We start from the raw sequence: 23,341 nt of genomic DNA, 5'->3' as shown, positions 1-23,341 counted from the left end.
TGCCGAGGGGCACGTTGTTGTCGCTTTCGGGCGCCGAAAGCGACAACGACGTGCCCTTCGCGCTCAGTGCGGGAGGCTCAGTGCGGGAGGCTCAGTGCGGGAGGCTCAGTGCGACTGGGCCTCGAAGAACTCGGTGACATCGACGTCGTCGTCGACGGGGTCGCCGTGACGGAACCCGGTGCGGATCGCCCCCACGATCGCGACGAGCACCGCCCCCAAGAGCGTGCCGGCGACCAGCACGAGCACGGGCAGGTAGATCGGCCAGCCGTACGCCAGCACGTAGTAGGCGATCGTGAACGCGACCGGGTCCACTACTGCGCCTCGCCCCGCTCCAGCGCCGCCTCCAGCCGCTCGACCTTGCCCTCGATCTCGCCGCTGTACCCGGGCCGGATGTCGGCCTTCAGCACGAGCGAGACCCGGGAGCCGTAGGCGCCGACGGCCTCCGTGGCCCGGCGGATGACGTCGAAAACCTCGTCCCAGTCGCCCTCGATCTCCGTGAACATCGACGACGTGCGGTTCGGAAGGCCGGACTCGCGCACGATGCGCACCGCCGCGGCGACCGCGTCGTGCACGGACGCGTCGGGCCCTTCGCCCCCGCTCGGCGCCACCGAGAATGCGACCAGCATGAGTCCTCCTTCGTCCGGCACCAGTCTAGAAGCTAGGCTCCGGCTTATGGCCGAATCCGTCGTTCCCGTGCACCTCGACGTCACCTGGGGCCCCAACGCGCCGTTCGCGGTGCTGATGTCGTCCGATGAGGGCCACGCCGTCCTGGCCATGCTCGCGCGCGATGGCGAGGGAAGCGTCGTGCTCTCCTGGCACGGAACCCGCTTCGCGTCGGGCGGCTCCCCGAATGACGAGGCGATCAGTGGTCATCGCCTTTACCGCAAGGGCCTGCGCGAGGTGCTGTGGGCCGGCGAAGTGAACGGCAGTCGGCTCATCGCCTCCCTCGAGAAGCAGAACCGGGTGCATCCACGCCACAATCCTCGGCGCTTCGCCGGCTTGGTGCACCACATCGTACTGACGAAGGAGAACACGTACGAGGTCGTCGCTGAGACCTTCACCACGCACACGGTCGACGCGTCCCCGATCGACGCCGCGACCCGAATTCTGAGCGAGGACGCCTAGGCCCCGGCCTCCTGCACCGGCACCGGGTGCGCGCCGGGCGCCGCGCGGAACGGCCATGCGTGCGCGGGCAGCAGGTCGCCCGCCGCTTCGTCGGCGTGGCGCTTGCGCCAGAGCGCGCCGATCGTCCAGCCGAGGATCACGAAGTACATGAGGTTGCGCACGGTCAGCACCGCCACCATGATCGGCAGCGGGATGAGCAGCCCGTCGTAGAGGTACGGGTAGATCACCTGGGTGAGCGCCGCGGTGACGAGCACGAGCACCGCGGGGGTCTTGAATCCGCGGCCCTGGTAGATCAGGCCGATCACGACCGGTGCCGCGAGCCAGGTGATGTACTGCGGCGAGCCGACCTTGTTGAAGGCGATGAAGGCCGTGACCAGCGCCAGCGACAGCTCCGGCAGGATGCGGGTGTACGGCGTTCCCCGCCGCAGCGAGCGGATGCCGATCAGGGCGACAACGATCGCGGTGAGGCCGAACAGCGGGTTCATCAGTGAACCGGCCGCCACCGTGCCCTCGCCGGTGACCTGGAACGTCAGCAGATCCCGGTCGTAGTAGACCACGGCGCCAGGCACGTGGAACGCCGCCTGCCACATCCAGAACGTCGCCACCGGCGCCTCGATCTGGATGCCGCGTCCGGTCTGCATCGTGATGAAGCTGAGCACGTGGAGGCCGGCGCCGAAGATGAGCGGGACGGCGACGATGATGGCGCTGGTGACCGCCGCGGTCGCGACGATGCGCCAGCGCGATTTCAGGCCGATCACCGCGGCCAGGAGGATGGCGGCCGGCCACACCTTGATCCACGTCGCGACCGTCAGCACCACCACCGCAGCACGCTCGTGGAGGGTCAGCCAGAGCACACCGACGACGGCGAGCGCCGCCGAGACCGAGTCGAGCCGGCCGACGGCGATCGGGCCGAGCAGCAGCAGGAACGCCAGCCACCACCAGCCGGCGACCAGCCGCCGCGGCTCCCGCCCGACGATGAGGACGGCGAAGGCGGCGGCGTTCAGCAGCAGGACCATCGTCAGCCAGCCGCCGACGTAGTTGTCCGCTCCGAACAGCAACGGCAGCATCACCGGCACGATCGCCGCGAACGGGTACACCCAGTCCGCGTTCACGCCGACGATCTCCGTGCCCTGCGCCGCGAGCTGCGCCCAGGGCTTGTAGACCCACATCACGTCGCCGAGGCCCTTGCCCTGGGCGAGCGCGAGCCCGCCGATGACGAGGTGGACGACCAGGAACGCGATCCACAGGCTCAGCGGGCTGGAGGCCACGCGGCTGAGGGTCGTGCCGGGCAGCAGCCCCGCGATGGCCTGCGTACCGTCGTTGCGAGCGGCGATGCGTGCCCCGGAGGCCGCACCCGACTCGTTGCTCGCAGCGCTCGTCCCCGCCGCGTCAATCCCCATGGGGCCTCATCCTAGGGGACGTACCCGAACCCCGACCGACGCCGCAGCCCCTCCCGTGTGCGAGGTCGCTCAGCTTCCGGCGAGCAGTCGGCGAAGCACGCCAGGAACGGCCTCCGCCACGTCGAGGGCCACCACGGGGCCGCCCTGCGACGCGCTCTCGCCCGCCCTGCCGTGCACCCAGGCCGCCGTCGCGGCGAGCGCCGCCAGCGCGTCGTGCCCGCGCTCGCCCACCGCGTCGGCGTGCGTGGCGACCAGGGCACCGAGCACCCCGCCGAGCACGTCGCCGCTTCCGGCGGTCGCCAGCCACGCGGGACCTGCGGTGACGGTGATGCGCTGCCCTCCCGGGGCCACGACGTGGGTGGTGTGCCCCTTGAGCAGCACCGTCACGCCGAGGGCGGAGGCTGCACGCTCGGCCCAGCCACCGGGGTCGGCGCGGATCTCGTCCGAGTCAGGGGTCGGCGCGTCGCCGCCGGCCGCCGCCAATGCCACCGCCAGTTCGCGATAGTGCGGCGTGATGACGACCGGCCCTGTCGCGCGGGACACCAGGTCGAGCGCTCCCGCGTCGATCACGAGCGGGGTGCCGTCGTCGAGCGCAGCGTTCAGGCGGCGGGCGTCGTCGTCGCTGCGGTCGTCGGCCGACATCCCCGAGCCGAGGAGCCAGGCTTGCACCCTGCCAGGCGCGGAGACGACCTCGGGGCGACGGCGCAGCACCTCCTCCGCCGCGTGCGGCGCTCCGAGGTAGCGGATCATCCCGACGCCGGTGCGCGCGGCCGCCTCTGCGCCGAGCACCGCGGCGCCCGGATAGCGCGCCGACCCGGTGACCATGCCGAGCACGCCGCGCAAGTACTTGTCGTCGTCGTCCGTCGGCACGGCGATCCACCCGTGGGCGTCGCCGGCCTCCCAGGTCTTCGGCTCCTGCCGGTCGCGGTTGTCGTCCATCGCACCTCCCGTCGCCCACGATAGATTCAAGGGATGAGCATCTCCATCCCCGGAACGGTGGTCGTCTTCGATTACGGCGAGGTCATCTCGGTCACTCCGAGCGAGACGGACCGGACGGCGCTGGTGGGGATCGCCGGCGGCGACGCCGAGCAGTTCTGGCCGGCCTACTGGCGGCACCGCAACGCGCTCGACCAGGGAACGCTGACGATCCAGCAGTACTGGCGCGGCATCGAGCGCGAGCTCGGCGAGAGCTGGGAGGACGCGACCATCCACCGCCTGTGGCTGGCCGACTTCCGCAGCTGGCTGACCCTCGACCACGACACTCTCCAGGTCCTCCTCGACCTGAAAGCCGGCGGCACGCGCCTCGCGCTGCTCTCGAACGCCGGGCGCGACTTCGGCTCGTACTTCCGGCACGGCACGCTCGGCGACCTGTTCGAGCGGGTGTTCGTGAGCGGCGAGCTGGGCACCGTCAAGCCCAGCGCCGAGATCTTCGAGCACGTCATGGCCGAGCTCCACGTGACCCCCGAGCAGATGGTCTTCATCGACAACAAGGCCGAGAACGTGGAGGGCGCCCGGTCGCTCGGCATCGCCGGGCACGTCTACACATCGGCCGCCGACCTCCGGGCATATCTGCAGGGCCTGGAAGCTTAGGAATCGTATGACCTCCCTCTTCGACCCGATCACCCTGCGCGGCGTCACCGTCCGCAACCGCATCTGGACCTCTCCGATGTGCCAGTACTCCGTGCTCGACGAGTCGGGCGTGCCGCAGACCTGGCAGCTCGTCCACCTCGGCTCGCTCGCGGTCGGCGGCAGCGGCATCGTGTTCACGGAGGCGACCTCCGTCAACCCGGAGGGCAGGATCTCGCCCCGCGACACCGGCATCTGGTCGGACGAGCAGGCGGAGGCCTGGCGGCCGATCGTGGCGTTCATCACCGAGCAGGGCGCCGTGCCCGGCATCCAGCTCGCGCACGCGGGCCGCAAGGCCTCCAGCTGGCCGGCCTGGGGCTTCGAGGACCGCCACGGCTCCGTCCCCGTCGAGGAGGGAGGCTGGGCGGCCGTCGCGCCGTCGGCCGTCGCGTTCGGCGACCTCGCGGTGCCCGCCGAGCTCGACCACGCCGGCATCGACGCCATCGTGAGCGACTTCCGCTCCGCAGCGCGACGCTCGGTCGACGTCGGCTTCCGCATCATCGAGCTGCATGCCGCGCACGGCTACCTGCTGCACGAGTTCCTCTCCCCCATCGCCAACCACCGCACCGACGAGTACGGCGGCTCGCTCGAGAACCGGGCGCGGCTGCTGCTCCGGATCGTGTCGGCGGTGCGCGACGAGGTCGGCGACGGCGTCCCGCTGTTCGTCCGGTTCTCCGGCAGCGACTGGACTCCGGGAGGCTGGGACGAGCAGCAGACCGCTACCGTCGCCGCCTGGGCGCAAGAGGCGGGCGCCGACTTCTTCGACATCTCGTCCGGCGGCATCCAGACGGGCGTCCGCATCCCGCTCGAGCCCGGCTACCAGGTGCCGTTCGCCGAGCACGTCCGCAGCTCCGCGGAGGTTGATGTGAGCGCCGTCGGTCTGATCACCACGCCGCAGCAGGCGGCCGACATCGTCGAGAACGGCAGCGCGGACGCCGTGATGCTGGCGCGCGAACTCCTGCGCGACCCGCATTTCCCGTTGCGGGCCGCTCATGAGCTCGGTGCCACGATCGACTACTGGCCTCCGCAGTACCTGCGGGCGCAGTGGCGAGACTGACCTACATGGGCGAGTTCGGCTGCGTCAGGCAGAGGTAGTTGCCTTCGCTGTCCTGGAACCAGGCCGACTTGCCCTCGTCGTCCGTCGCGACTCCGTTCTCGGTCTTCAGGCCCGGGAAGTCGTAGTCGGCGAAGACGACGCCCTTGCCGCGGAGGTGCTCCATCTCTGCGGCGATGTCGTCCACCAGCCAGCACATCGAGGTGTTCTGCGCGGTGCCGGCGTTGGCGGTCTCGTAGATGTAGATCCAGGAGTCGCCACCGGTGCGGTAGCGGGCGCCCTGTTCGCTCAGGTCCTCCGGCTCGAGTTCGAGCTTGTCGCGGAACCACGCCACGGCACGGGACAGATCGGCTGCGGGGAGGACGGAGTAGGTCTTGCTTGACGATAACATGAGAATTTCTCCAGTTCTTTCGCGCGGCATGCTACTCCGGCCCGGGAGGTTTGGCGCTCGTGGACCGGACGGTCTCGGTGGGCGGCTCAGCGGCGCCGAGTCGCGTCCTGCACCTCGCCCACGAGCTCCTCGATGATGTCCTCGAGGAACAGCACGCCCGCGGTCGCGCCCTCCCCATCGACGGCGCGCGCCAGGTGGCTGCCCGTGCGGCGCATGCTCGCCAGGGCGTCCTCCAGATCGCTGTCGACGAAGACGGTCACCAGCCGGCGGATCCGCTTGGCGGGAACCGGGAGGTCGAACCCGGTCTCCTCCAGGTCGAGCACGTCTTTCAGATGCAGGTAGCCGGTCGGCTCGCCGTCGGCGTCCGGCACGACGTACCGCGAGAAACCGTGCTTCGCCACGGCTTTCTCGACGTCGGCCGGAGTCGGCGCCGCCGGCAGCGAGACGAGCGTCTCGGGCTTGACCATGGCGTCGCGCACCTTCTTCGCGGTGAACTCGAACGCGGCGGTCAGCGCGCCGGTGCGGTCGGTCAGGAGGCCCTCCCGCGTCGACTGGCTCACGATGGTCGCGACCTCGTCGAGGGTGAAGGTGCTCGCGGCCTCGTCCTTCGGCTCCACGCGGAACAGCCTGAGCACGCTGTTCGCCGTCGCGTTCAGGGCGACGATGATCGGCCGCACCGCGCGCCCCACGCCGACGAGCGGAGGCGCGAGCAGCAGCGCGGCCCTGTCAGGCATCGAGAACGAGATGTTCTTCGGCACCATCTCACCGAACACGACGTGCAGGAACGACACCACCACCAGGGCGATCACGAACGCGACCGTGCCGATCACGTCCTCCGACCAGCCCGTGGCGCCGAGCGGAACCTCGAGCAGGTGGTGGATCGCCGGCTCGGACACGTTCAGGATCAGCAGCGAGCAGACGGTGATTCCGAGCTGCGTCGTCGCGAGCATGAGGGTCGCGTGCTCCATCGCGTAGAGCGCGGTCTTCGCGCTGCGCTTGCCGCGTTCGGCGAGGGGCTCGATCTGCGAACGGCGTGCGGAGATGACCGCGAACTCGGCGCCGACGAAGAACGCGTTCACGAGGAGGAGCACCACCAGCCAGGCGATGCCGGCCCAGTCGCTCATGCGTCACCTCCCGTCGTCGATTCCTCCGGATCGGGCGTGTACCGGATCCGGTCGACGCGGCGGCCCTCCAGGCGCTCGACCCGCAGCGTGCCGCCGTCGATCGGCACCTCGTCGCCGACCTTCGGGAGGCGCCCGAGCTCGTTCATGACGAAGCCGGCCACCGTCTCGTAGGGGCCTTCCTCCGGCACGGTCACGCCGGCCTGCTCCTGCAGCTCGTCCGGTCGCAGGATGCCGGGGAAGGTGATGGAGTCGCGCCCGCGCACCACACCGGCGCGCGTGCGATCGTGCTCGTCGGCGACCTCCCCGACGATCTCCTCCACGAGATCCTCCAGGGTGGCGATGCCGGAGGTCCCCCCGTACTCGTCGACCACGACCGCCATCTGGTAACCGCGGCCGCGCAGCTCGCCGAGCAGCGTGTCGAGGTGCATGGTCTCCGGCACGCGCAGCGCCTCCGTCTGCAGAGCGGAGACGGGGACGCGCGCGCGACGCTGGCGCGGCACCGCGACGGCCTGCTTGACGTGCACGAAGCCGACGACGTCGTCGACGTCCTCGTCGACGACGGGGAACCGGGAGTACCCGGTCGTGCGCGCGAGGCCGATCACCGTCTGAGCCGGGTCGGTGCGCTTGACCGCCTCCACACGCGGCCGGGGAGTCATCACGTCGGAGGCGGTGCGCGCCGAGAACGCCAGCGTCCGGCTCAGCAGCGTCGCGGTGTCCGCCTCGAGCACACCGGCACTCGCCGAACGCCGGACCAGCGACGAGAGCTCGTCGGCCGTGCGCGCGGCCGACAGCTCCTCCTTCGGCTCGATGCCGAGCAACCGGAGGAACCCGTTGGCGGTGCCGTTGAGCACGAAGACGAACGGGCGGAAGACCGTCGTGAACACCGTCTGGAACGGGATGACCAGCTTGGCCGTCGCGATCGGCAGCGCCAGCGCGAAGTTCTTGGGCACGAGCTCGCCGAGGATCATCGACAGCAGCGTGGCGACGGCGATCGCGACCACCGACGCGATGGGGACCACGGCGACGTCGGGAAGTCCCAGCGCCGTCAGCGGGCCGCGCAGGAGCGAGCTGATGGCCGGCTCCATCGTGTAACCGGTGAGCAGCGTCGTCAGTGTGATCCCGAGCTGCGCGCTCGAGAGGTGCGTCGAGGTGATCTTCAGGGCCGCGATCGTCATGGTGAGACGGGACTCGCCGCGCGCCCGTCTCGCCTCGAGGTCGCCGCGGTCGAGGTTGACCAGGGCGAATTCGCTGGCCACGAAGAGGCCGGTGCCGACGGTGAGCAGGAGGCCGACCCCCAGCATGATCCACTCATAGAGCATGGCGATCACCCCGCGCAGGGGGACTCATCGGATGGAATGGGCTGGCAGAAGGAGGGTCGTCCATTTCGCGAGCCAGTATAGCGGCGCGGCCCGCGGAATTGCCTGGTTCCCGCGCGAGCGGATCGATTCCCAGCCGGCGCATCGACTCGCCATAGGGCGCGCGAAGCGAGCGACGGCATCCTCGCGCCAGAAGCGCACCGAGAGGAATCACTCATGAGCACCACAGCCCCGAATCCAAACCAGAGCCAGCCTTGGCAGCCGGCTCCGCAGTACGCGCAGCAGCCCCCGTACGTTCCGCAGCCGCAGTACGCTCCTGAGCCGCAGTACGCACAGGAATCGGCCATGCCTGCAGCGAAGCCGTCGCACGGAAGCGTCCTGCACCGCTGGCCCACCTGGGCGCAGAACACCGCGCTCGCAGTCGGCGCGGTCGCGGTGCTCGTGATCGTCTTCTTCGCGGGCTACTTCACGGCCAACGCCGTCGACCACGCCCGCGGCGGCTTCGGCACCGGGCAGAACTTCACCCCGCGCCAGTTCGGAGGCAACGGCAACGGCTTCGGCGGCCAGTCCGGCAACGGCTCCGGAGGCCAGTCCGGCTCCGGCAACGGCTCCTGAGCCGCGCTACCAGCTGACCGGAAGGGCCTTGCCCTCCTCGTAGCCGGCGGCCGACTGGATGCCGACCAGGGCACGGTCGTGGAACTCCGTCAGCGTGCGGGCCCCCGCGTAGGTGAACGAGCTGCGAAGCCCGGTGGTGATCATGTCGAGGAGGTCCTCCACCGACGGACGCAGCGGGTCCAGGTAGATGCGCGAGCTCGAGATGCCCTCGGCGAAGAGCGTCTTGCGGGCCTGCTCGAAGGGGTCGAGCCGCTCGAACCGACCCTTGACCGCCTTCGTGGAGGCCATGCCCCAGCTCTCCTTGTAGAGGGCGCCGCGGTCGTCGGCGACCAGAGCGCCCGGCGCCTCGATGGTGCCGGCGAACCACGAGCCGATCATCACGGAGGCGCCGCCCGCGGCGAGCGCGAGGGCGACGTCGCGCGGGTAGCGCACGCCGCCGTCGGCCCAGACGTGGGCGCCGAGCTCGCGAGCGGTCGCGCTGGTCTCCAGCACGGCGGAGAACTGCGGCCGGCCGACGGCCGTCATCATGCGGGTGGTGCACATCGCGCCCGGGCCGACGCCGACCTTGAGGATGTCCGCGCCGGCCGCGACCAGGTCGCGCACCGCCTGCTCCGTCACGACGTTGCCCGCGACGATCGGCAGTCCGAGGCCGAGGCTCTTGACCGTGTGGATCGCCCGGCGCATGCCGTCCTGGTCGCCGTGCGCGGTGTCGATCACCAGCACGTCGACGCCCGCGGCGGCGAGAGCCTTCGCCTTGGAGGCCACGTCGCCGTTGATGCCGACGGCGGCCGCGACGCGCAGCCGGCCGTGCGCGTCCAGCGCCGGAGTGTAGATCGTGGAGCGGAGGGCGCTCGTGCGGCTGAGCGTGCCGACCACGCGCCCGTGGTCGAGGACCGGCGCGAACGTGAGGCCCGCGGCCTCCATCACGTCGAACGCCGCCCGGCCGTCGGGGAGGTCCTCCGCGTCCAGCGAGGTCAAGGCGCCGTGCAGGAGGTCGCCGATGCGCGCGTCCGGAAGCGCCGACCCCAGCTGCGGGGCGGCGAGGCAGCCGAGGTAACGGCCGCCCTCGTCGCTCACCACGACGCCGTGCCCGTCGACGGGCGGCACGCGGCGGAGCACGTCGGCGACCGTCTCGTGCGGCAAGGCGGAGTACGGGGTGTCGAAGGCGACCGGCTGCGCCTTGACCCAGCGGATCGCCTCGTCGAGGTCCTGCAGGTGCATGTCCTGCGGCAGCACCCCGAGGCCGCCGCGCCGGGCGAGCGTCGCGGCGAGCCGCTTCCCGGTCACCGAGTTCATGTTGGCGGACACGATCGGGATGGTCGCACCTGTGCCGTCCTGGGGTGCGAGGGAGACGTCGAGCCTGCTGGTCACGTCCGAGCGCGACGGCACCAGGAAGACGTCCGAGTAGGTGAGATCGTGGCGCGGAGTCGTGGCATAGAACTGCATGGGAATAACGGTATCCTCCCGGGTCGGACGGCCGCACCCGGGCGCCGATGGGATTAGGCTTGATCCTCGGATGGAGACGGGCGGTCGACGGCCGCCCGATCGGAACGAAATCAACGGAGAGAGTGGGCGATCGGCTGTGTCGAGCCAATTGACCGGTGTGGGAACCGACGACGGATCGTCGGGCGAGTTCGGAGCCAATGAGTGGCTCGTCGACGAACTGTACGAACAGTTCGTGCACGACAGGAACTCGGTCGACAAGTCCTGGTGGCCGATCCTGGAGAGCTACAAGCCGACCGTGAAGGACGACGAGGCATCCACCCCGAGCGAGACCCCCGCTTCGACGCCCGCCGAGCCGGGCGCACCGACCCCCAGCGAGCCGACGGTCCCGGCGCCCAGCGAGCCGACCGTCCCGACGCCTCCCGCCGAACCCGCGCCCGCTCCGAGCCCCGCCCCCGGAGCTCCGCAGCCTCCCGCGGCGCCCGCCGGATCGGCCGCGCCCTCCGAGCCCCGCCCGGTCACCACGCCCATCCCGATCATCGGCTCGCAGCCGGCGGCGCGCACCACGTCGATCGCACCGAAGCCGCAGCCCGTCCCGGCCGACGCGCCGGTCACCTCCCCCAACGCCACCCTCGAGGCGGCCGAGGAGGACAAGGTCACCCCGCTGCGCGGCATGTCCAAGTCGCTGGCGACCAACATGGACGCCTCGCTCAGCGTGCCCACCGCGACGAGCGTCCGCACCGTGCCGGCCAAGCTGATGATCGACAACCGCATCGTCATCAACAACCACCTCAAGCGCGCCCGCGGCGGCAAGGTGTCGTTCACCCACCTGATCGGTTGGGCGCTGATCCAGGCGCTCAAGGACTTCCCGAGCCAGAACGTCTACTACGACGAGGTCGACGGCAAGCCCTCGGTCGTCGCCCCCGCGCACATCAACCTCGGCATCGCGATCGACCTGCCCAAGCCCGACGGCACGCGCGCCCTCCTCGTGCCGAGCATCAAGCGCGCCGACACCATGCGCTTCGGCGAGTACCTCGCCGCCTACGAAGACCTGATCTCCAAGGCGCGCAACAACAAGCTCACCGCCGCCGACTTCGCCGGCACCACGATCTCGCTGACCAACCCGGGCGGCATCGGCACCGTGCACTCGGTCCCGCGCCTGATGAAGGGCCAGGGCGCGATCATCGGCGCCGGCGCCCTCGAGTACCCTGCCGAGTTCCAGGGCTCCAGCGAGAAGACGCTCGCCGGCCTCGCCATCGGCAAGACCATCACGCTCACCAGCACCTACGACCACCGCGTCATCCAGGGCGCCGGTTCGGGCGAGTTCCTCAAGATCGTCCACGAGCTGCTCATCGGCAAGCGCAACTTCTACGAAGACATCTTCGCCGAGCTGCGCATCCCGTACATGCCGATCCACTGGAACCCGGACATCTCGGTCGACCTCGCGAGCGCCGTCGACAAGACCGCCCGCGTGCAGGAGCTCATCAACTCCTTCCGTGTGCGCGGCCACCTGATGGCCGACATCGACCCGCTGGAGTACGTGCAGCGCAGCCACCCCGACCTCGAGATCGAGAACCACGGCCTCACGTTCTGGGACCTCGACCGCGAGTTCGTCACCGGAGCGTTCGGCGGCGACAAGCGCACCATGAAGCTGCGCGACATCCTCGGCGTGCTCCGCGACTCGTACTGCCGCACGGTCGGCATCGAGTACATGCACATCCAGGACCCGGCCCAGCGCAAGTGGTTCCAGGACAAGCTGGAGCGCCCCTACGAGAAGCCGGGCCACGACGAGCAGCTGCGCATCATGGGCAAGCTCAACGAGGCGGAGGCGTTCGAGACCTTCCTGCAGACCAAGTACGTCGGCCAGAAGCGGTTCAGCCTCGAAGGCGGCGAGTCGACCATCGCCCTGCTCGACACCATCCTCCAGGGCGCTGCGGAGGCCGGGCTCGACGAGGCCGCGATCGGCATGGCCCACCGCGGCCGCCTGAACGTCCTCACCAACATCGCGGGCAAGACCTACGGTCAGATCTTCCGCGAGTTCGAGGGAACGCAGGACCCGCGCACCGTGCAGGGCTCCGGCGACGTCAAGTACCACCTCGGCACCGAGGGCACCTTCAAGGGCGCCGACGGCGCGGAGATCCCCGTCTACCTCGCTGCGAACCCGTCGCACCTGGAGGCCGTGGACGGCGTCCTGGAGGGCATCGTCCGCGCCAAGCAGGACCGCCGCCCGGCCGGCACCTTCCTCACGCTGCCGATCCTCATCCACGGCGACGCCGCGATGGCGGGTCAGGGCATCGTGGTCGAGCAGATGCAGATGTCGCAGCTGCGGGCATACCGCACCGGCGGCACCATCCACGTCAACATCAACAACCAGGTCGGCTTCACCACGCCTCCGGCCGAGGGCCGTTCGTCGGTCTACTCGACCGATGTGGCGAAGACCATCCAGGCGCCGATCTTCCACGTGAACGGCGACGACCCGGAGGCCGTGGTGCGCGTGGCGCAGATCGCCTTCGAGTACCGCCAGGAGTTCAAGCGCGACGTCGTCATCGACCTCGTCGCGTACCGTCGTCGCGGTCACAACGAGGGCGACGACCCCTCGATGACCCAGCCGCTGATGTACAACCTCATCGAGGCCAAGCGCTCCGTGCGCCGCCTGTACACCGAGGCCCTCGTCGGCCGCGGTGACATCACCGAGGAGGAGTACGAGGCCGCGCACGCCGACTTCCAGGACCGCCTGGAGCGGGCCTTCATGGAGACGCACGCGGCGCAGACCCACTCCACCCCGGTCATCACCCAGGGCGAGGCGACCGCCGACATCGAGCACCCGATCGCCCAGCAGGACGACAACGACAACGTCGGAGAGCCGGAGACGACGGCGGTCAGCGCGCAGGTCATCCAGCTCATCGGCGACGCCTTCAACAACCCGCCCGCCGGCTTCACGGTGCACCCCAAGCTGCAGCAGCTGCTCAACAAGCGCAGCGACATGAGCCGCAACGGCGGCATCGACTGGGGCTTCGGCGAGCTGCTCGCACTCGGCTCGGTGCTGCTGGAGGGCACCCCGGTGCGTCTCGCCGGCCAGGACGCCCGCCGCGGCACGTTCGTGCAGCGCCACGCGGTGCTCCACGACCGGGCGAACGGCCAGGAGTGGCTGCCGCTGGCGAACCTCAGCGACAACCAGGCGAAGTTCTGGATCTACGACTCGCTGCTGAGCGAGTACGCGGCCATGGGCTTCGAGTACGGCTACTCGGTCGAGCGGCCCGACGCGCTGGTGCTGTGGGAGGCGCAGTTCGGCGACTTCGCCAACGGCGCCCAGATCATCATCGACGAGTTCATCTCGTCGGCCGAGCAGAAGTGGGGTCAGCGCTCGTCGCTCGTCCTGCTCCTCCCCCACGGCTACGAGGGTCAGGGGCCCGACCACTCCAGTGCGCGCATCGAGCGCTACCTGCAGCTGTGCGCCGAGAACAACATGACCGTCGCGCGCCCGTCGACACCCGCGTCGTACTTCCATCTGCTGCGCCGCCAGGCGTACGCGCGGCCCCGCCGCCCGCTGGTGGTCTTCACGCCGAAGGCGATGCTGCGTCTGCGCGGCGCCTCCAGCGACGTCGCCGACTTCACGAACGGCAAGTTCGAGCCGGTCATCGACGACGCCCGGATCACCGACAAGGCCGCCGTCAAGCGCGTGCTGTTCATGGCGGGCAAGCTCTACCACGACCTCGTGAACGAGCTGGAGAAGAACCCGAACCCCGAGATCGCCCTGGTGCGCGTGGAGCAGTTCTACCCGCTTCCCGGCGCCGAGCTGAAGGCCGTGGCCGACTCCTACCCGAACGCCGAGCTGGTCTGGACGCAGGACGAGCCCGAGAACCAGGGTGCGTGGCCGTTCATCATCCTGGAGACCTCCAAGCTGGGCCCGCGTCCGATCGGCGTCATCTCGCGACCGGCCTCGGCATCGCCGGCCGCCGGTTCGGCGAAGCGTCACGCGCAGGAGCAGTCGGTGCTCATCCAGCGGGCGCTGACGCTGTAAGGCGCTCAGAACGCGAGGAGCCCCGGTCCGTATGGACCGGGGCTTCCGTCGTTTCCGGAGGCGCGTCAGCGTTTTCGGGAGGCGTCAGCCGAGCTCGGCGAGCAGGGCCTCCACCCGGCGCTTGATCTCGTCGCGGATCGGGCGCACCTCCTCGATCGGCCTCCCGGCCGGGTCGGTGAGGTCCCAGTCCTCGTAGCGCTTGCCCGGGAAGATCGGGCAGGTGTCGCCGCAGCCCATGGTGATGACCACATCGGACTCGCGCACCGCCTCGGTCGTGAGGATCGCCGGCGTGTGCGCCGCGATGTCGATGCCCTCCTCGGCCATGGCCTGCACCGCGACCGGGTTCAGGCGGTCGGCGGGCTCGGAACCGGCGGAGAGCACCTCCACGCGGCCTCCCGCGAGTTCTCGCAGGTATCCGGCGGCCATCTGCGAGCGGCCCGCGTTGTGGACGCAGACGAAGAGCACGGTCGGGGTGGTGGTGTCGGTCATCGGTTCTCCGGGTGGGTCGTGGGGAAGGGCCGTCGCCCTGAGGCGAGCGACGGCCCGGTCGGTGTCAGCAGCAGTCGGGCGAGCAGGAGCCGTCCGGCAGCACCTGGCACTCGTCGGTGTCGCAGCATCCCATGATGATTCTCCCTTCTTCATCGACGTTTGTCGATGAACCAAGGATGAACAGATACATTGACGTTTGTCAATGTATCGAGGATGATCGATGCATGACCATCGAGCTCCTCCCCCTGCGCGACCTCCAAGCGTGCTGCGCCCCGATCACGAAGGAAGTGATCAGCGAGGAGAACGCCGTCTCGGTCGCCCGGGCGATGAAAGCACTCGCCGATCCGGCCCGCCTGCGCCTGCTGTCGATGGTCGCGGCCCACGAAGACGGCGAGGCCTGCGTCTGCGACCTCACCGAACCGCTCGACCTGTCGCAGCCGACCGTCTCGCACCACCTCAAGATCCTCGTCGACGCGGGCTTCCTGAGCCGGAGCAAGCGCGGCACCTGGGCGTACTACCGCATCGTGCCCGGCTCGCTCGACATCGTGTCGTCGTTCCTCGCCACGGTCTGACGCGTCAGGAGTCGTCCCGCAGCCGCGAATGGAACCGCCGGATCGCCTCCGCCGCGAGTTCGGGATGCTCGAAACCGGCGAAGTGGCCTCCTGCCGGCGCCTCCACGAACTCCCGCAGCCCCGGCGCCGCGCGCTCGGCCAACGCGCGCGGGAAGCCGGCGAACCCGGGCTCCCGGGCGAGGTACACGCCGACCGGCGCCGTGATCGGCGGACGCGGCGGGTTCTGCTCGTAGTCGTAGTACTGCTGGAAGGACGTGCCGATGCTGTCGGTCACCCAGTACAGCGTGGCGATCGTGTACAGGATGCCGGAGTCGACCACACGGTCCCAGCCGCCGTTCTCGTGGTCGACCCAGTCGTGCCACTTGTCGGCGATCCAGGCGAGGAGACCGGCGGGCGAGTCGGCCAGCGCCGCCGCGATGGTGTCGGGTCGGGTCAGCATGATCTCGCTGTAACCTCCGTCGAGACGGTCGTACTCCTCGAGCGCGGCCAGGTACTCGCGCTCCTCGTCGCTCTGCGGGGTCTCGTCGGCCGGGAACGGCGGGCTCAGCAGCTGGAGGCCGATCACGCTCGACGGATGGTCCGCGCCGAGCCAGGTGGAGGCTCCCCCGCCGATGTCGCCGCCGAACGTCGCGTACCGGTCGAACCCCAGCACTTCGGTCATCAGCCCGTGCAGCGTCTCCGCGATCGCACGCCGGGTCAGCGGAGGCTCGAGCGCCTCCGAGAACACGAAACCCGGTAGCGACGGGATGACGACGTCGAACGCGTCCCCGAGCAGGGCGGCCAGCGGCAGGTACTCGACGTAGGCGCTGGGCCACCCGTGCAGCAGCAGCAGCGGCGTGTGCGGGCCTGTTCCGGTTCCGCGCACGCGCGCGAAGTGCACGCGGTGACCGTTGACGGAGGCGGTGTGCTGCTCGACCGCGTTCAGCCGGTCCTCCTCGGCCCGCCAGTCGAACGCCAGCCAGCCGTCGACGAGGGTGCGCAACTCGTCGCCGCCGAGCCCGCCCTGCCAACCGGGCCGCGGCGAGCGCAAGTAGCGCGTGCGCGCGAGCCGGTCGCGCAGGTCGGCGAGGACGTCGTCGGGCACGTGCACACGGAAGTCGTCGATGGCCATTCCGCCACCGTAGCCTCAGCGACCGACAGTGCGACTACTCGCGCGCCAGCATCGCCGCCGCTTCCCGCTCCAGGTCCACGTAGGGCTCGCCGCTGACGTCGACCGCCACCCGATGCAACGTTCCCCCGGTGAAGTGGAACGGCCGCTCGCCCGGGTAGTCGTCGGTGACCGGCTCGCCGCCGTCGTAGCCGACGCACAACCCCTCGCCGGCGAGGCTGAAGTAGCCGGGCTGGGTCTTGATGCGCCCTTCGCCGACCTTGTGCTCGCCGTGATACAGGCTCAGGATGCCGGTCGCGACGCCGGGAGCGTCTTCGCCGTCCTTCTCGAACGCCGCAGACAGGATCTGGTTCTCGCCGGTCGGGATGTCCTCCGTGCCGTCGACGCGCTGCTCGAGACTGCCCACGAAGTTGTTGACGTAGTGCAGCCGGCCGTCCTTCACGTAGAGGGCGTGGCCGCCGAAGCGGGCGCCGTGCGCGAACAGCACGCCCTGCGCCCCGGGCTGCGGGAGGTCGACCAGCGCCCCGATCGCGAACGACCGGTTGCGGACATTGACCGCCTGCGACTCCGGCACCTCCGCGCCACCCACCCGGTACACGTACCGGTCGCGCGGGCTGGTCAACACCGGCCGGGGCGTCAGGAGGATCTCCATCGCCGACCGGTCGTCGAGCGGGAACGCCTGGTTCGCTCCGGCCTCCGCGAACCACAAATTGACCAGCTCGCGCACCCGATCGGGGTGCTCGGCCGCGAGGTCGTGCAGCTCGGAACGGTCGACCTCCGTGTGGTAGAGCTCCCAGGTGTCGTCGTTGAAATGGCTCCAACCGCTCAGCACCGGGTGGTTCGACACGGCCTTCCAGCCGTCGTGCCAGATCGACCGGGAACCGAGCATCGCGTAGAACTGGGTCGGACGCGTCGTCGGCGCGTCGGCGTCCTCCACCGCCGAGCGCATGCTCACGCCGTCGATCCGGGACTGCACGTAGCCTCCGAGCTGCTCGGGCACCTCCATCCCGAGCAGGTCGAGGATGGTCGGCACGATGTCGACCGCGTGGTGGTACTGGTGCCGGAGTTCGCCGCCGTGGCCGAGCACGGACGGCCACGAGAGGATGCACGGGTCGGCCGTCCCGCCGTTGTAGTCGTAGCGCTTCCACATCTTGAACGGGGTGTTGAAGGTCATCGCCCAGCCGTTCGGGTAGTGGTTGTAGGTCTTCGGGCCGCCGAGCTCGTCGAGCATGGCGAGGTTCTCCTCCAGGCTGTCCGGGATGCCGTTGAAGAACTTGTTCTCGTTCACCGAGCCGTTCGGGCCGCCCTCTCCGCTCGCGCCGTTGTCGGACACGAGCATGACCAGGGTGTCGTCGAGGACCCCGGACTCCTCCAGGTAGTCGAGCAGTCGCCCGATGTGGTGGTCGGCGTGCGAGAGGAACCCGGCGTAGACCTCCGCCATCCGCGCGTAGAGCCGCTTCTCGTCGTCGGCGAGCGCGTCCCACGGCTTGGTGACGTCGAGGGGCGGGAACGGCTTGCCGTCCGGTCCGCTGCGCGTCTCCGGCGTGCCGATCGGGTTGATCGGCGGCAGTTCGGTGCCCTCCGGGACGAGACCGAGGGCGACCTGGCGCTGGAGGATCTCCTCGCGGATCTTCTCGTAGCCCTGGTCGAACCTCCCCGCGTACTTCTCGATCCACTCCTTCGGCGCGTGATGCGGCGCGTGAGCGGCGCCGGGCGCGTAGTACAGGAAGAACGGCTTGTCCGGCGCCAGCGACTTCGCGTCGCCGATGAACTCGATCGCCTTGTCGGTGAGATCGGCCGTCAGATGGTAGCCGTCTTCGGGCGAGGCGGGCTGATCGACGGGATGGTTGTCGTACACCAGGTCGGGGTACCACTGGTTCGTCTCGGCGCCCAGGAACCCGTAGAACCGCTCGAAGCCCCGGCCGGTCGGCCAGTTGCGCCGGGTGGACGCCAGGTTCATCTCGTCGGACGGGCACAGGTGCCACTTGCCGACGATGTAGGTGTTCCAGCCCTGCTCGGCCAGTATCTGCGAGATCATCCCGTTCTCCTGCGGGATGGTGCCGCTCGCGTTCGGGAAGCCGGTCGCCGCCTCCGTGATGCACGCCATCGAGTTGCGCGTGTGGTTGCGCCCGGTCAGCAGCGCGCTGCGGGTCGGCGAGCACAGGGCGGTGGTGTGCCACTGCGTGAACCGGACGCCCGAGTCTGCCAACCGGTCGATGTTCGGGGTGTCGATCGGGCCTCCGTAGCAGCTCATCGCCGAGAAGCCGACGTCGTCGAGCACGATGAGGACGACGTTGGGCGCGCCGTCCGGCGCCTTGGCCGGCTCGAATGGGGCCCAGTCCGGCTTCGAGTCGCGGATGTCGAGGTCGATGCGGCCACGGAACGGTACGGACATGACGTCCCCCTCAGTGCCCGATCACAGCGCCGGACGGCCGCACCCTAACCCTCGCCGCACTCGCGCGGCAACCCGATTGCGCCCGGTCGATCGGCCGCAGTAGCCTCCCACCAGAACTGACCGCCGGGAGCCGACATGACCGGAACCACCGCTGAGGCATCGCGTTCGACCATCCGCCGCATCATCGCGCCCCTCGCACTGGCGCAGTTCATCTGCAGCTTCGCCGGCTCGAACATGAACGTGATGATCAATGACATGTCGCACGACCTCGACACGACGGTTGAGGGCATCCAGCTCAGCATCACGCTGTTCCTCCTCACGATGGCCGCGCTGATGATCCCGATGGGCAAGCTCACCGACAACATCGGGCGCAAGCGCAGCTTCGTGATCGGCCTCGTCGTCTATGGCGTCGGCGCACTGATCACCGCGTTCGCGCCAGGGCTGTGGGCGGTCATCCTCGGTAACTCGCTGCTGGAGGGCGTGGGGACGGCGATGCTCATCCCTCCCGTTTACATCCTCACCACGATCCATCTCCCCGACATCCCGACCCGGGCGGTGGCGTTCGGCATCATCAGCGGCATGGGCGGTGTCGGGGCGGCAGCCGGGCCGCTGATCGGCGGGCTCATCACGACAGCGATCAGCTGGCGCGCCGCGTTTATCTTCCAGGCGCTCGTGATCGCGGTGATCCTGCTCCTGAGCCGCACGCTGACCGATCCGGTGCCCGCCGACCCGAAGCGGCCGTTCGACATCGTCGGCGCGGTGCTGTCCGCGCTCGGGCTGTTCGTGCTCGTGATGGGCATCCTCGCGGCCGACACGAGCGTCCCGCTGATGATCGTCCTGGTCATCGTCGGGGTGGCGATCCTCGTCGGCTTCTTCCTCTGGGTGCGCCGCCGCGAGCGCGTCGGAAAAGCGCCGTTGCTCTCGACGGCCCTCTTCCGCGTGCGGGTGTCGAACCTCGCGCTGATCACCCAGAACCTGCAGTGGGTCATCCTGATGGGAACGTCGTTCACCGTGTCGGCCTATCTGCAGGTCGTGCGGGGCTACAACGCGATCGAGACCGGCGTGATCTTCACCGCGGCCACGGTCGGCATCCTGCTGACCTCCCTGCTGGCCGGGCGGCTCGCCAAACGGTTCTCGCAGAAGAGCCTGATCGTCACGGGGTTCGTGCTGTGCGTCCCCGGGGTCGTGCTGTTGATCTGGCTCACCTCGGGAACGACAGGAGGCTGGCCCTTCGTCCCCGGGCTGTTCCTCATCGGCGCCGGCCTCGGGCTGATGCTGACACCATCGGTGAACGTGGTGCAGTCGGCGTTCCCGGAGCGCGTGCAGGGCGAGATCTCGGGGCTGTCGCGATCGGTGTCCAACCTGGGCTCCACCTTCGGAACGGCGATCGCCGGCACCATCCTGGTCGCGAACATCGACGCCGGCGGCGCCGCGTACGGTGTGGCGATGGCCGTCGTCGCGGTGCTCGGCGCGACAGGGCTGATCGCCGCGCTGCTGCTGCCGCGCACGCCGTCAGCACGAGCACAGGGGAGGTCGGCATGACCGACGAACGGCAGACGCGATGGATCGGGTGGGGATGGTTCGCGTCCATAATGATCCTGCTCAGCGGTGCGCTGGAGGTCCTGTTCGGGATCCTCGCCATCCTGCTCCCCGCGAGCCAGTACTTCACGACACGCGAAGGCACGACCGTCTTCTACGTCTCGCTGTGGGGGTGGTGGCACCTGCTGATCGGCATCGTTCTGATCGCCGCGGGCATCGCCCTGGCGAACGGCCGGGTCTGGGCGCGGGTGTTCGCCGTCGTGGTCGTGGCGATCAACGCGGTCTCGCAGCTGCTCTCGCTGCCCGCCCAGCCGTGGTGGTCGATCGTCGTGTTCACGCTCGACATCGTCGTGATCTACGCGATCACGGTTCACGGGCGCGAGCTGCGCGCCTACGACCGCGCGCAGTAGCGGAGCTCACTCGACAAAGACCGTGCTCCAGTCGTCGCGCACGCTCACCACGGTCAGCCCGTCCGTCTCCACGGCGGCGAGCGCCTCCTCTGCTCCCGTGTCGTACGGGATGTCGCCTCGGGCGTCGTCGTCGTGGTGCACCAACAGGCTCAGGGAGCGCGCGTGCTTCCGCGGGAAGCGCAGCATGGGCAGATCGCCGTTCGAGTTGCCCGCAGCGAGGATCGGCCGACGGCCGGTGCGCGTCCAGATCCGGATCGGCTTCTGAGGCCCGTCGTCGAAGAAGTCCCAGGCGGTGCCGTAGCGCACGTCGTTCGTGTCGGCGTCGTACTCGAGCCCGACTGCCGATCCGACCACGCGCTCCGGCGGGATGCCGTAGTAGGCGCTGCTGATCGGCCGCATGAAGTCGCGGTCGCCTCCCGAGACGACGTAGCAGCTGAAGCCGCTGGCCTCCAGATAGTCGATGAGCTCGACCATCGGGCGGTAGACGGCGTTCGCGTACGGGCGATGCAAGGTCAGGTGCTGGGCGTCGCGATAGAACGCCTCCACGGAGGCGTGATAATCGTGCACGCTCATCCCCGCCGTCGTTCGGACCAGTGCGCCGATGAGGGTGTGCAGGTCGCCGTCGTCGCCCTGGTAGTGCTTGTCGACCGCGCGGCCGAGCCAGGCGAGGTCGCCGTCGTGCACGGCCGTGTATGGCTGATGCGCGGCGAGGCCCGGGTCGGCGGCGATGGCCGCGCTCCACTGCTCGACGATGTAGGCGAGCTGGGTCGGCATCGGCTTCTCCGTCCACAGGGTGCCGTCGTTGTCGAAGACCGCCACGCGCTCAGGCACCGGGACGGCGTCCGGGCCCTCAACGACGGCTTCGACGAATTCGGTGATCGCGTCTCTCGTCGACCCCGGACGCCACGATGCCAGCTCGGTCATGCCCGTCAGGCTAGGGAGCGGACGGGGCTGTCGGCAATCCCCGGCCGCGGCGTAGCGTGTGGGCCATGACTGTCGTGACCACTCACCGCCTCGGCGAGCCCTGCTGGGTCGACTACGCCGCCTCCGATCTCCCGGGCGCCCAGGAGTTCTACACGTCGCTGTTCGGGTGGACGGCCGAGACCGGCGGTGGCGAATACGGCGGCTATGTGACGTTCCGCCGCGACGGTCATGTCGTCGCGGGGATGGGCGAGGCGATGGAGGGAGCGCAGCCGAACGCCTGGCTCACCTACCTGCTGGTGGAGGACGCGGACGCCGGCGAGAAGGCGGTCGCGAACGCGGGTGGCCGCATCCTCTCCCCCACGATGACGGTGGGAGACCAGGGCCGCCTCGCGGTCGTAGCAGACCCGGGAGGTGCGGCCGTCGGCCTCTGGGAGCCCGAGCTGCACCGTGGCTTCGAGCTGGTGGCCGAGGCGGGAGGCCTCTCCTGGCACGAGCTGTACGCGCGCGATTACGCGGCGCAGGTGGAGTTCTACAAGCGGGTGTTCGGCTGGACGACGACCGTGCTCGGTGACACCGCCGACTTCCGCTACGAGACCTTCGGCGACCCGGAGTCACCGAGCGGCGGTGTGTTCGACGCCGACGGGATGCTGCCTCCCGGCGTGCCGTCGCACTGGGTCGTCTACTTCGGCGTCACCAGCGCCGCGGACGCGTCCGCGCGCGTGACGGAACTCGGCGGCACCGTCGTCCGCGATCCGTGGGACAGCGAGTTCGGCCGGTTCGCCCAGGTCACCGACCCCTTCGGCGGCCTCTTCTTCGTGCACGAGGTCCCAGGCTCCGTCGCCTGAGCGACGCGGGCGAGTGCACCCAGGTCAGTGCACGCAGTTCAGTGCACGCGGTTCAGTGCACGCGGGTCAGTGCACCGAGGCCTGGAAGGATCGGATGCGCAGCAGCACCTCGGTGCGCAGCTCCTCGGGCGCGGTCTCCTTGCACGCCCGCTGCACCACCTCGGTGAGCACGACGTTCAGGTGCGCTTCGCTCGAGCAGCCGTCGCAGTTGGCGAGGTGCTCGCGAACGTCCGCAGCATCCTCGTTGCAGAGCTCGTTGCGCAGGTACTCCTCGAGTTCGGCCTTCGCCTTTTCGCAGCCGCAGTCGGTCATTTCGTTCTCCTGGTGGTCTGCACGTCCGGGCTCTGGACCGCCGAGAGCCCGCGCTCGTGCGCGTAGTCGGTCAGAAGCTCCCGCAGCATCCGTCGCCCGCGGTGGAGGCGGCTCATGACGGTGCCGATCGGGGTCTTCATGATGTCGGCGATCTCCTGGTAGGAGAATCCCTCGACATCGGCGAGGTAGACAGCCAGCCGGAAGTCCTCCGGGATGGCCTGCAGCGCGTCTTTGACGGCACTGTCGGGCAGGTGGTCGATCGCCTCCGCCTCGGCCGAGCGGCTGGAGGACGCGGTGGTCGACTCCGCACCTCCGAGCTGCCAGTCCTCGAGTTCGTCGATCGTTCCCTGATACGGCTCGCGCTGCTTCTTGCGGTAGGTGTTGATGAACGTGTTCGTGAGGATGCGGTAGAGCCAGGCCTTCAGGTTGGTGCCCTGTTGGAACTGGGCGAACGCGGCGTACGCCTTGACATACGTCTCCTGCACCAGGTCTTGCGCGTCCGCCGGGTTCCTGGTCATGCGGAGGGCGGCAGCGTAGAGCTGGTCCATGAAGGGCAGCGCCTGCTCTTCGAACAGCGCGCCCTTGTCCTCGGTTTCGGTGCTCATCAGGGGCCAGTCTAGTTGCGCCCGGCG

23 protein-coding genes are annotated in these 23,341 nt (G+C 69.6%); 9 read left to right on the top strand and 14 right to left on the bottom strand.

From position 1 onward, the window contains the following. Positions 1 to 105: 105 nt before the first annotated feature. Together ASF88_RS11810 and ASF88_RS11805 are read right to left on the bottom strand one after the other, a co-directional pair. A complete protein-coding gene (locus tag ASF88_RS11810) occupies positions 106 to 312 on the bottom strand; it encodes a hypothetical protein (protein ID WP_055918421.1) in 207 nt (68 codons plus the stop codon). Then, positions 312 to 626 (bottom strand): thiamine-binding protein, encoded by a 315-nt coding sequence (locus ASF88_RS11805; protein ID WP_055918418.1) that lies wholly within the window; start codon positions 624 to 626, stop codon positions 312 to 314. Before ASF88_RS11805 ends, ASF88_RS11810 begins: the two co-directional genes overlap by 1 nt. Positions 627 to 672: 46 nt before the next feature. Between ASF88_RS11805 and ASF88_RS11800 the strand changes: the two genes are divergently transcribed. Next, on the top strand, positions 673 to 1,125 hold the full coding sequence (locus tag ASF88_RS11800; RefSeq protein WP_055918415.1) for a hypothetical protein: 453 nt from the start codon (positions 673 to 675) through the stop codon (positions 1,123 to 1,125). Here the strand turns inward: ASF88_RS11800 and ASF88_RS11795 are convergent. Beyond that, positions 1,122 to 2,525: a glycosyltransferase 87 family protein gene (locus ASF88_RS11795; protein ID WP_157498314.1), complete on the bottom strand. Its 1,404-nt coding sequence runs from the start codon at positions 2,523 to 2,525 to the stop codon at positions 1,122 to 1,124. The two genes, ASF88_RS11800 and ASF88_RS11795, sit on opposite strands and share 4 nt — an antisense overlap. A gap of 69 nt (positions 2,526 to 2,594) precedes the next feature. After that, positions 2,595 to 3,464, bottom strand: a complete 870-nt coding sequence (locus ASF88_RS11790) for an ADP-dependent NAD(P)H-hydrate dehydratase (protein ID WP_055918412.1) — start codon at positions 3,462 to 3,464, stop codon at positions 2,595 to 2,597. 33 nt (positions 3,465 to 3,497) lie between these two features. Here ASF88_RS11790 and ASF88_RS11785 point away from each other — a divergent pair, with 33 nt between their 5' ends. Beyond that, complete coding sequence (locus tag ASF88_RS11785; protein ID WP_055918408.1) at positions 3,498 to 4,115, top strand: HAD family hydrolase; 618 nt, start codon at positions 3,498 to 3,500, stop codon at positions 4,113 to 4,115. A 7-nt stretch (positions 4,116 to 4,122) separates the two neighbouring features. After that, the gene (locus ASF88_RS11780) at positions 4,123 to 5,208 is read left to right on the top strand and encodes an NADH:flavin oxidoreductase/NADH oxidase (protein WP_055918406.1); all 1,086 of its coding nucleotides are present in this window, start codon (positions 4,123 to 4,125) and stop codon (positions 5,206 to 5,208) included. Position 5,209: 1 nt separating this feature from the next. Here ASF88_RS11780 and ASF88_RS11775 read toward each other — a convergent pair whose 3' ends face one another. The 3 genes from ASF88_RS11775 to ASF88_RS11765 form a co-directional block, all read right to left on the bottom strand. After that, positions 5,210 to 5,596: a VOC family protein gene (locus ASF88_RS11775; RefSeq protein ID WP_055918402.1), complete on the bottom strand. Its 387-nt coding sequence runs from the start codon at positions 5,594 to 5,596 to the stop codon at positions 5,210 to 5,212. A gap of 86 nt (positions 5,597 to 5,682) precedes the next feature. Beyond that, the gene (locus ASF88_RS11770; RefSeq protein ID WP_055918399.1) at positions 5,683 to 6,720 is read right to left on the bottom strand and encodes a hemolysin family protein; all 1,038 of its coding nucleotides are present in this window, start codon (positions 6,718 to 6,720) and stop codon (positions 5,683 to 5,685) included. Beyond that, the gene (locus tag ASF88_RS11765) at positions 6,717 to 8,039 is read right to left on the bottom strand and encodes a hemolysin family protein (protein ID WP_055920361.1); all 1,323 of its coding nucleotides are present in this window, start codon (positions 8,037 to 8,039) and stop codon (positions 6,717 to 6,719) included. Before ASF88_RS11765 ends, ASF88_RS11770 begins: the two co-directional genes overlap by 4 nt. 213 nt (positions 8,040 to 8,252) lie before the next feature. On the opposite strand from ASF88_RS11765, the gene ASF88_RS11760 reads away from it, so the two are divergent. Next, on the top strand, positions 8,253 to 8,651 hold the full coding sequence (locus ASF88_RS11760; RefSeq protein ID WP_157498313.1) for a hypothetical protein: 399 nt from the start codon (positions 8,253 to 8,255) through the stop codon (positions 8,649 to 8,651). Between the two features lie 6 nt (positions 8,652 to 8,657). On the opposite strand, the gene ASF88_RS11755 is transcribed toward ASF88_RS11760, so the two are convergent. After that, positions 8,658 to 10,097, bottom strand: a complete 1,440-nt coding sequence (locus ASF88_RS11755) for a GuaB1 family IMP dehydrogenase-related protein (protein ID WP_055918393.1) — start codon at positions 10,095 to 10,097, stop codon at positions 8,658 to 8,660. 136 nt (positions 10,098 to 10,233) lie between these two features. Here ASF88_RS11755 and ASF88_RS11750 point away from each other — a divergent pair, with 136 nt between their 5' ends. After that, on the top strand, positions 10,234 to 14,115 hold the full coding sequence (locus tag ASF88_RS11750) for a multifunctional oxoglutarate decarboxylase/oxoglutarate dehydrogenase thiamine pyrophosphate-binding subunit/dihydrolipoyllysine-residue succinyltransferase subunit (RefSeq protein WP_200935272.1): 3,882 nt from the start codon (positions 10,234 to 10,236) through the stop codon (positions 14,113 to 14,115). Positions 14,116 to 14,199: 84 nt separating this feature from the next. Here ASF88_RS11750 and ASF88_RS11745 read toward each other — a convergent pair whose 3' ends face one another. Beyond that, on the bottom strand, positions 14,200 to 14,604 hold the full coding sequence (locus ASF88_RS11745) for an arsenate reductase ArsC (protein WP_055918386.1): 405 nt from the start codon (positions 14,602 to 14,604) through the stop codon (positions 14,200 to 14,202). Between the two features lie 224 nt (positions 14,605 to 14,828). Between ASF88_RS11745 and ASF88_RS11740 the strand changes: the two genes are divergently transcribed. Then, entirely contained in the window at positions 14,829 to 15,176 is a 348-nt protein-coding gene (locus ASF88_RS11740; protein WP_055918383.1) for an ArsR/SmtB family transcription factor, read from the top strand. A 4-nt stretch (positions 15,177 to 15,180) separates the two neighbouring features. Here ASF88_RS11740 and ASF88_RS11735 read toward each other — a convergent pair whose 3' ends face one another. Together ASF88_RS11735 and ASF88_RS11730 are read right to left on the bottom strand one after the other, a co-directional pair. After that, positions 15,181 to 16,287, bottom strand: a complete 1,107-nt coding sequence (locus ASF88_RS11735) for an epoxide hydrolase family protein (RefSeq protein WP_055918379.1) — start codon at positions 16,285 to 16,287, stop codon at positions 15,181 to 15,183. Between the two features lie 34 nt (positions 16,288 to 16,321). After that, complete coding sequence (locus tag ASF88_RS11730; RefSeq protein WP_055918376.1) at positions 16,322 to 18,679, bottom strand: arylsulfatase; 2,358 nt, start codon at positions 18,677 to 18,679, stop codon at positions 16,322 to 16,324. Between the two features lie 135 nt (positions 18,680 to 18,814). Between ASF88_RS11730 and ASF88_RS11725 the strand changes: the two genes are divergently transcribed. Then, positions 18,815 to 20,221: an MFS transporter gene (locus ASF88_RS11725; RefSeq protein WP_055918373.1), complete on the top strand. Its 1,407-nt coding sequence runs from the start codon at positions 18,815 to 18,817 to the stop codon at positions 20,219 to 20,221. Then, positions 20,218 to 20,628, top strand: a complete 411-nt coding sequence (locus tag ASF88_RS11720) for a DUF7144 family membrane protein (RefSeq protein ID WP_055918371.1) — start codon at positions 20,218 to 20,220, stop codon at positions 20,626 to 20,628. Before ASF88_RS11725 ends, ASF88_RS11720 begins: the two co-directional genes overlap by 4 nt. A 6-nt stretch (positions 20,629 to 20,634) precedes the next feature. On the opposite strand, the gene ASF88_RS11715 is transcribed toward ASF88_RS11720, so the two are convergent. Further along, complete coding sequence (locus tag ASF88_RS11715; protein ID WP_055918369.1) at positions 20,635 to 21,552, bottom strand: HAD family hydrolase; 918 nt, start codon at positions 21,550 to 21,552, stop codon at positions 20,635 to 20,637. Between the two features lie 65 nt (positions 21,553 to 21,617). Between ASF88_RS11715 and ASF88_RS11710 the strand changes: the two genes are divergently transcribed. Beyond that, positions 21,618 to 22,397 (top strand): VOC family protein, encoded by a 780-nt coding sequence (locus tag ASF88_RS11710; RefSeq protein ID WP_055918366.1) that lies wholly within the window; start codon positions 21,618 to 21,620, stop codon positions 22,395 to 22,397. Between the two features lie 66 nt (positions 22,398 to 22,463). Here ASF88_RS11710 and ASF88_RS11705 read toward each other — a convergent pair whose 3' ends face one another. Then, on the bottom strand, positions 22,464 to 22,709 hold the full coding sequence (locus tag ASF88_RS11705; protein WP_055918363.1) for a zf-HC2 domain-containing protein: 246 nt from the start codon (positions 22,707 to 22,709) through the stop codon (positions 22,464 to 22,466). Then, positions 22,706 to 23,314, bottom strand: a complete 609-nt coding sequence (locus ASF88_RS11700; protein ID WP_200935271.1) for a sigma-70 family RNA polymerase sigma factor — start codon at positions 23,312 to 23,314, stop codon at positions 22,706 to 22,708. Before ASF88_RS11700 ends, ASF88_RS11705 begins: the two co-directional genes overlap by 4 nt. Positions 23,315 to 23,341 lie beyond the last annotated feature (27 nt).

The sequence above is a fragment of the Leifsonia sp. Leaf336 genome (assembly GCF_001423695.1).
Classification (GTDB): Bacteria; Actinomycetota; Actinomycetes; order Actinomycetales; family Microbacteriaceae; genus Leifsonia.
Note: the sequence above shows the minus strand (reverse complement) of the source record. Positions and strands in the feature narration are given on the sequence as shown.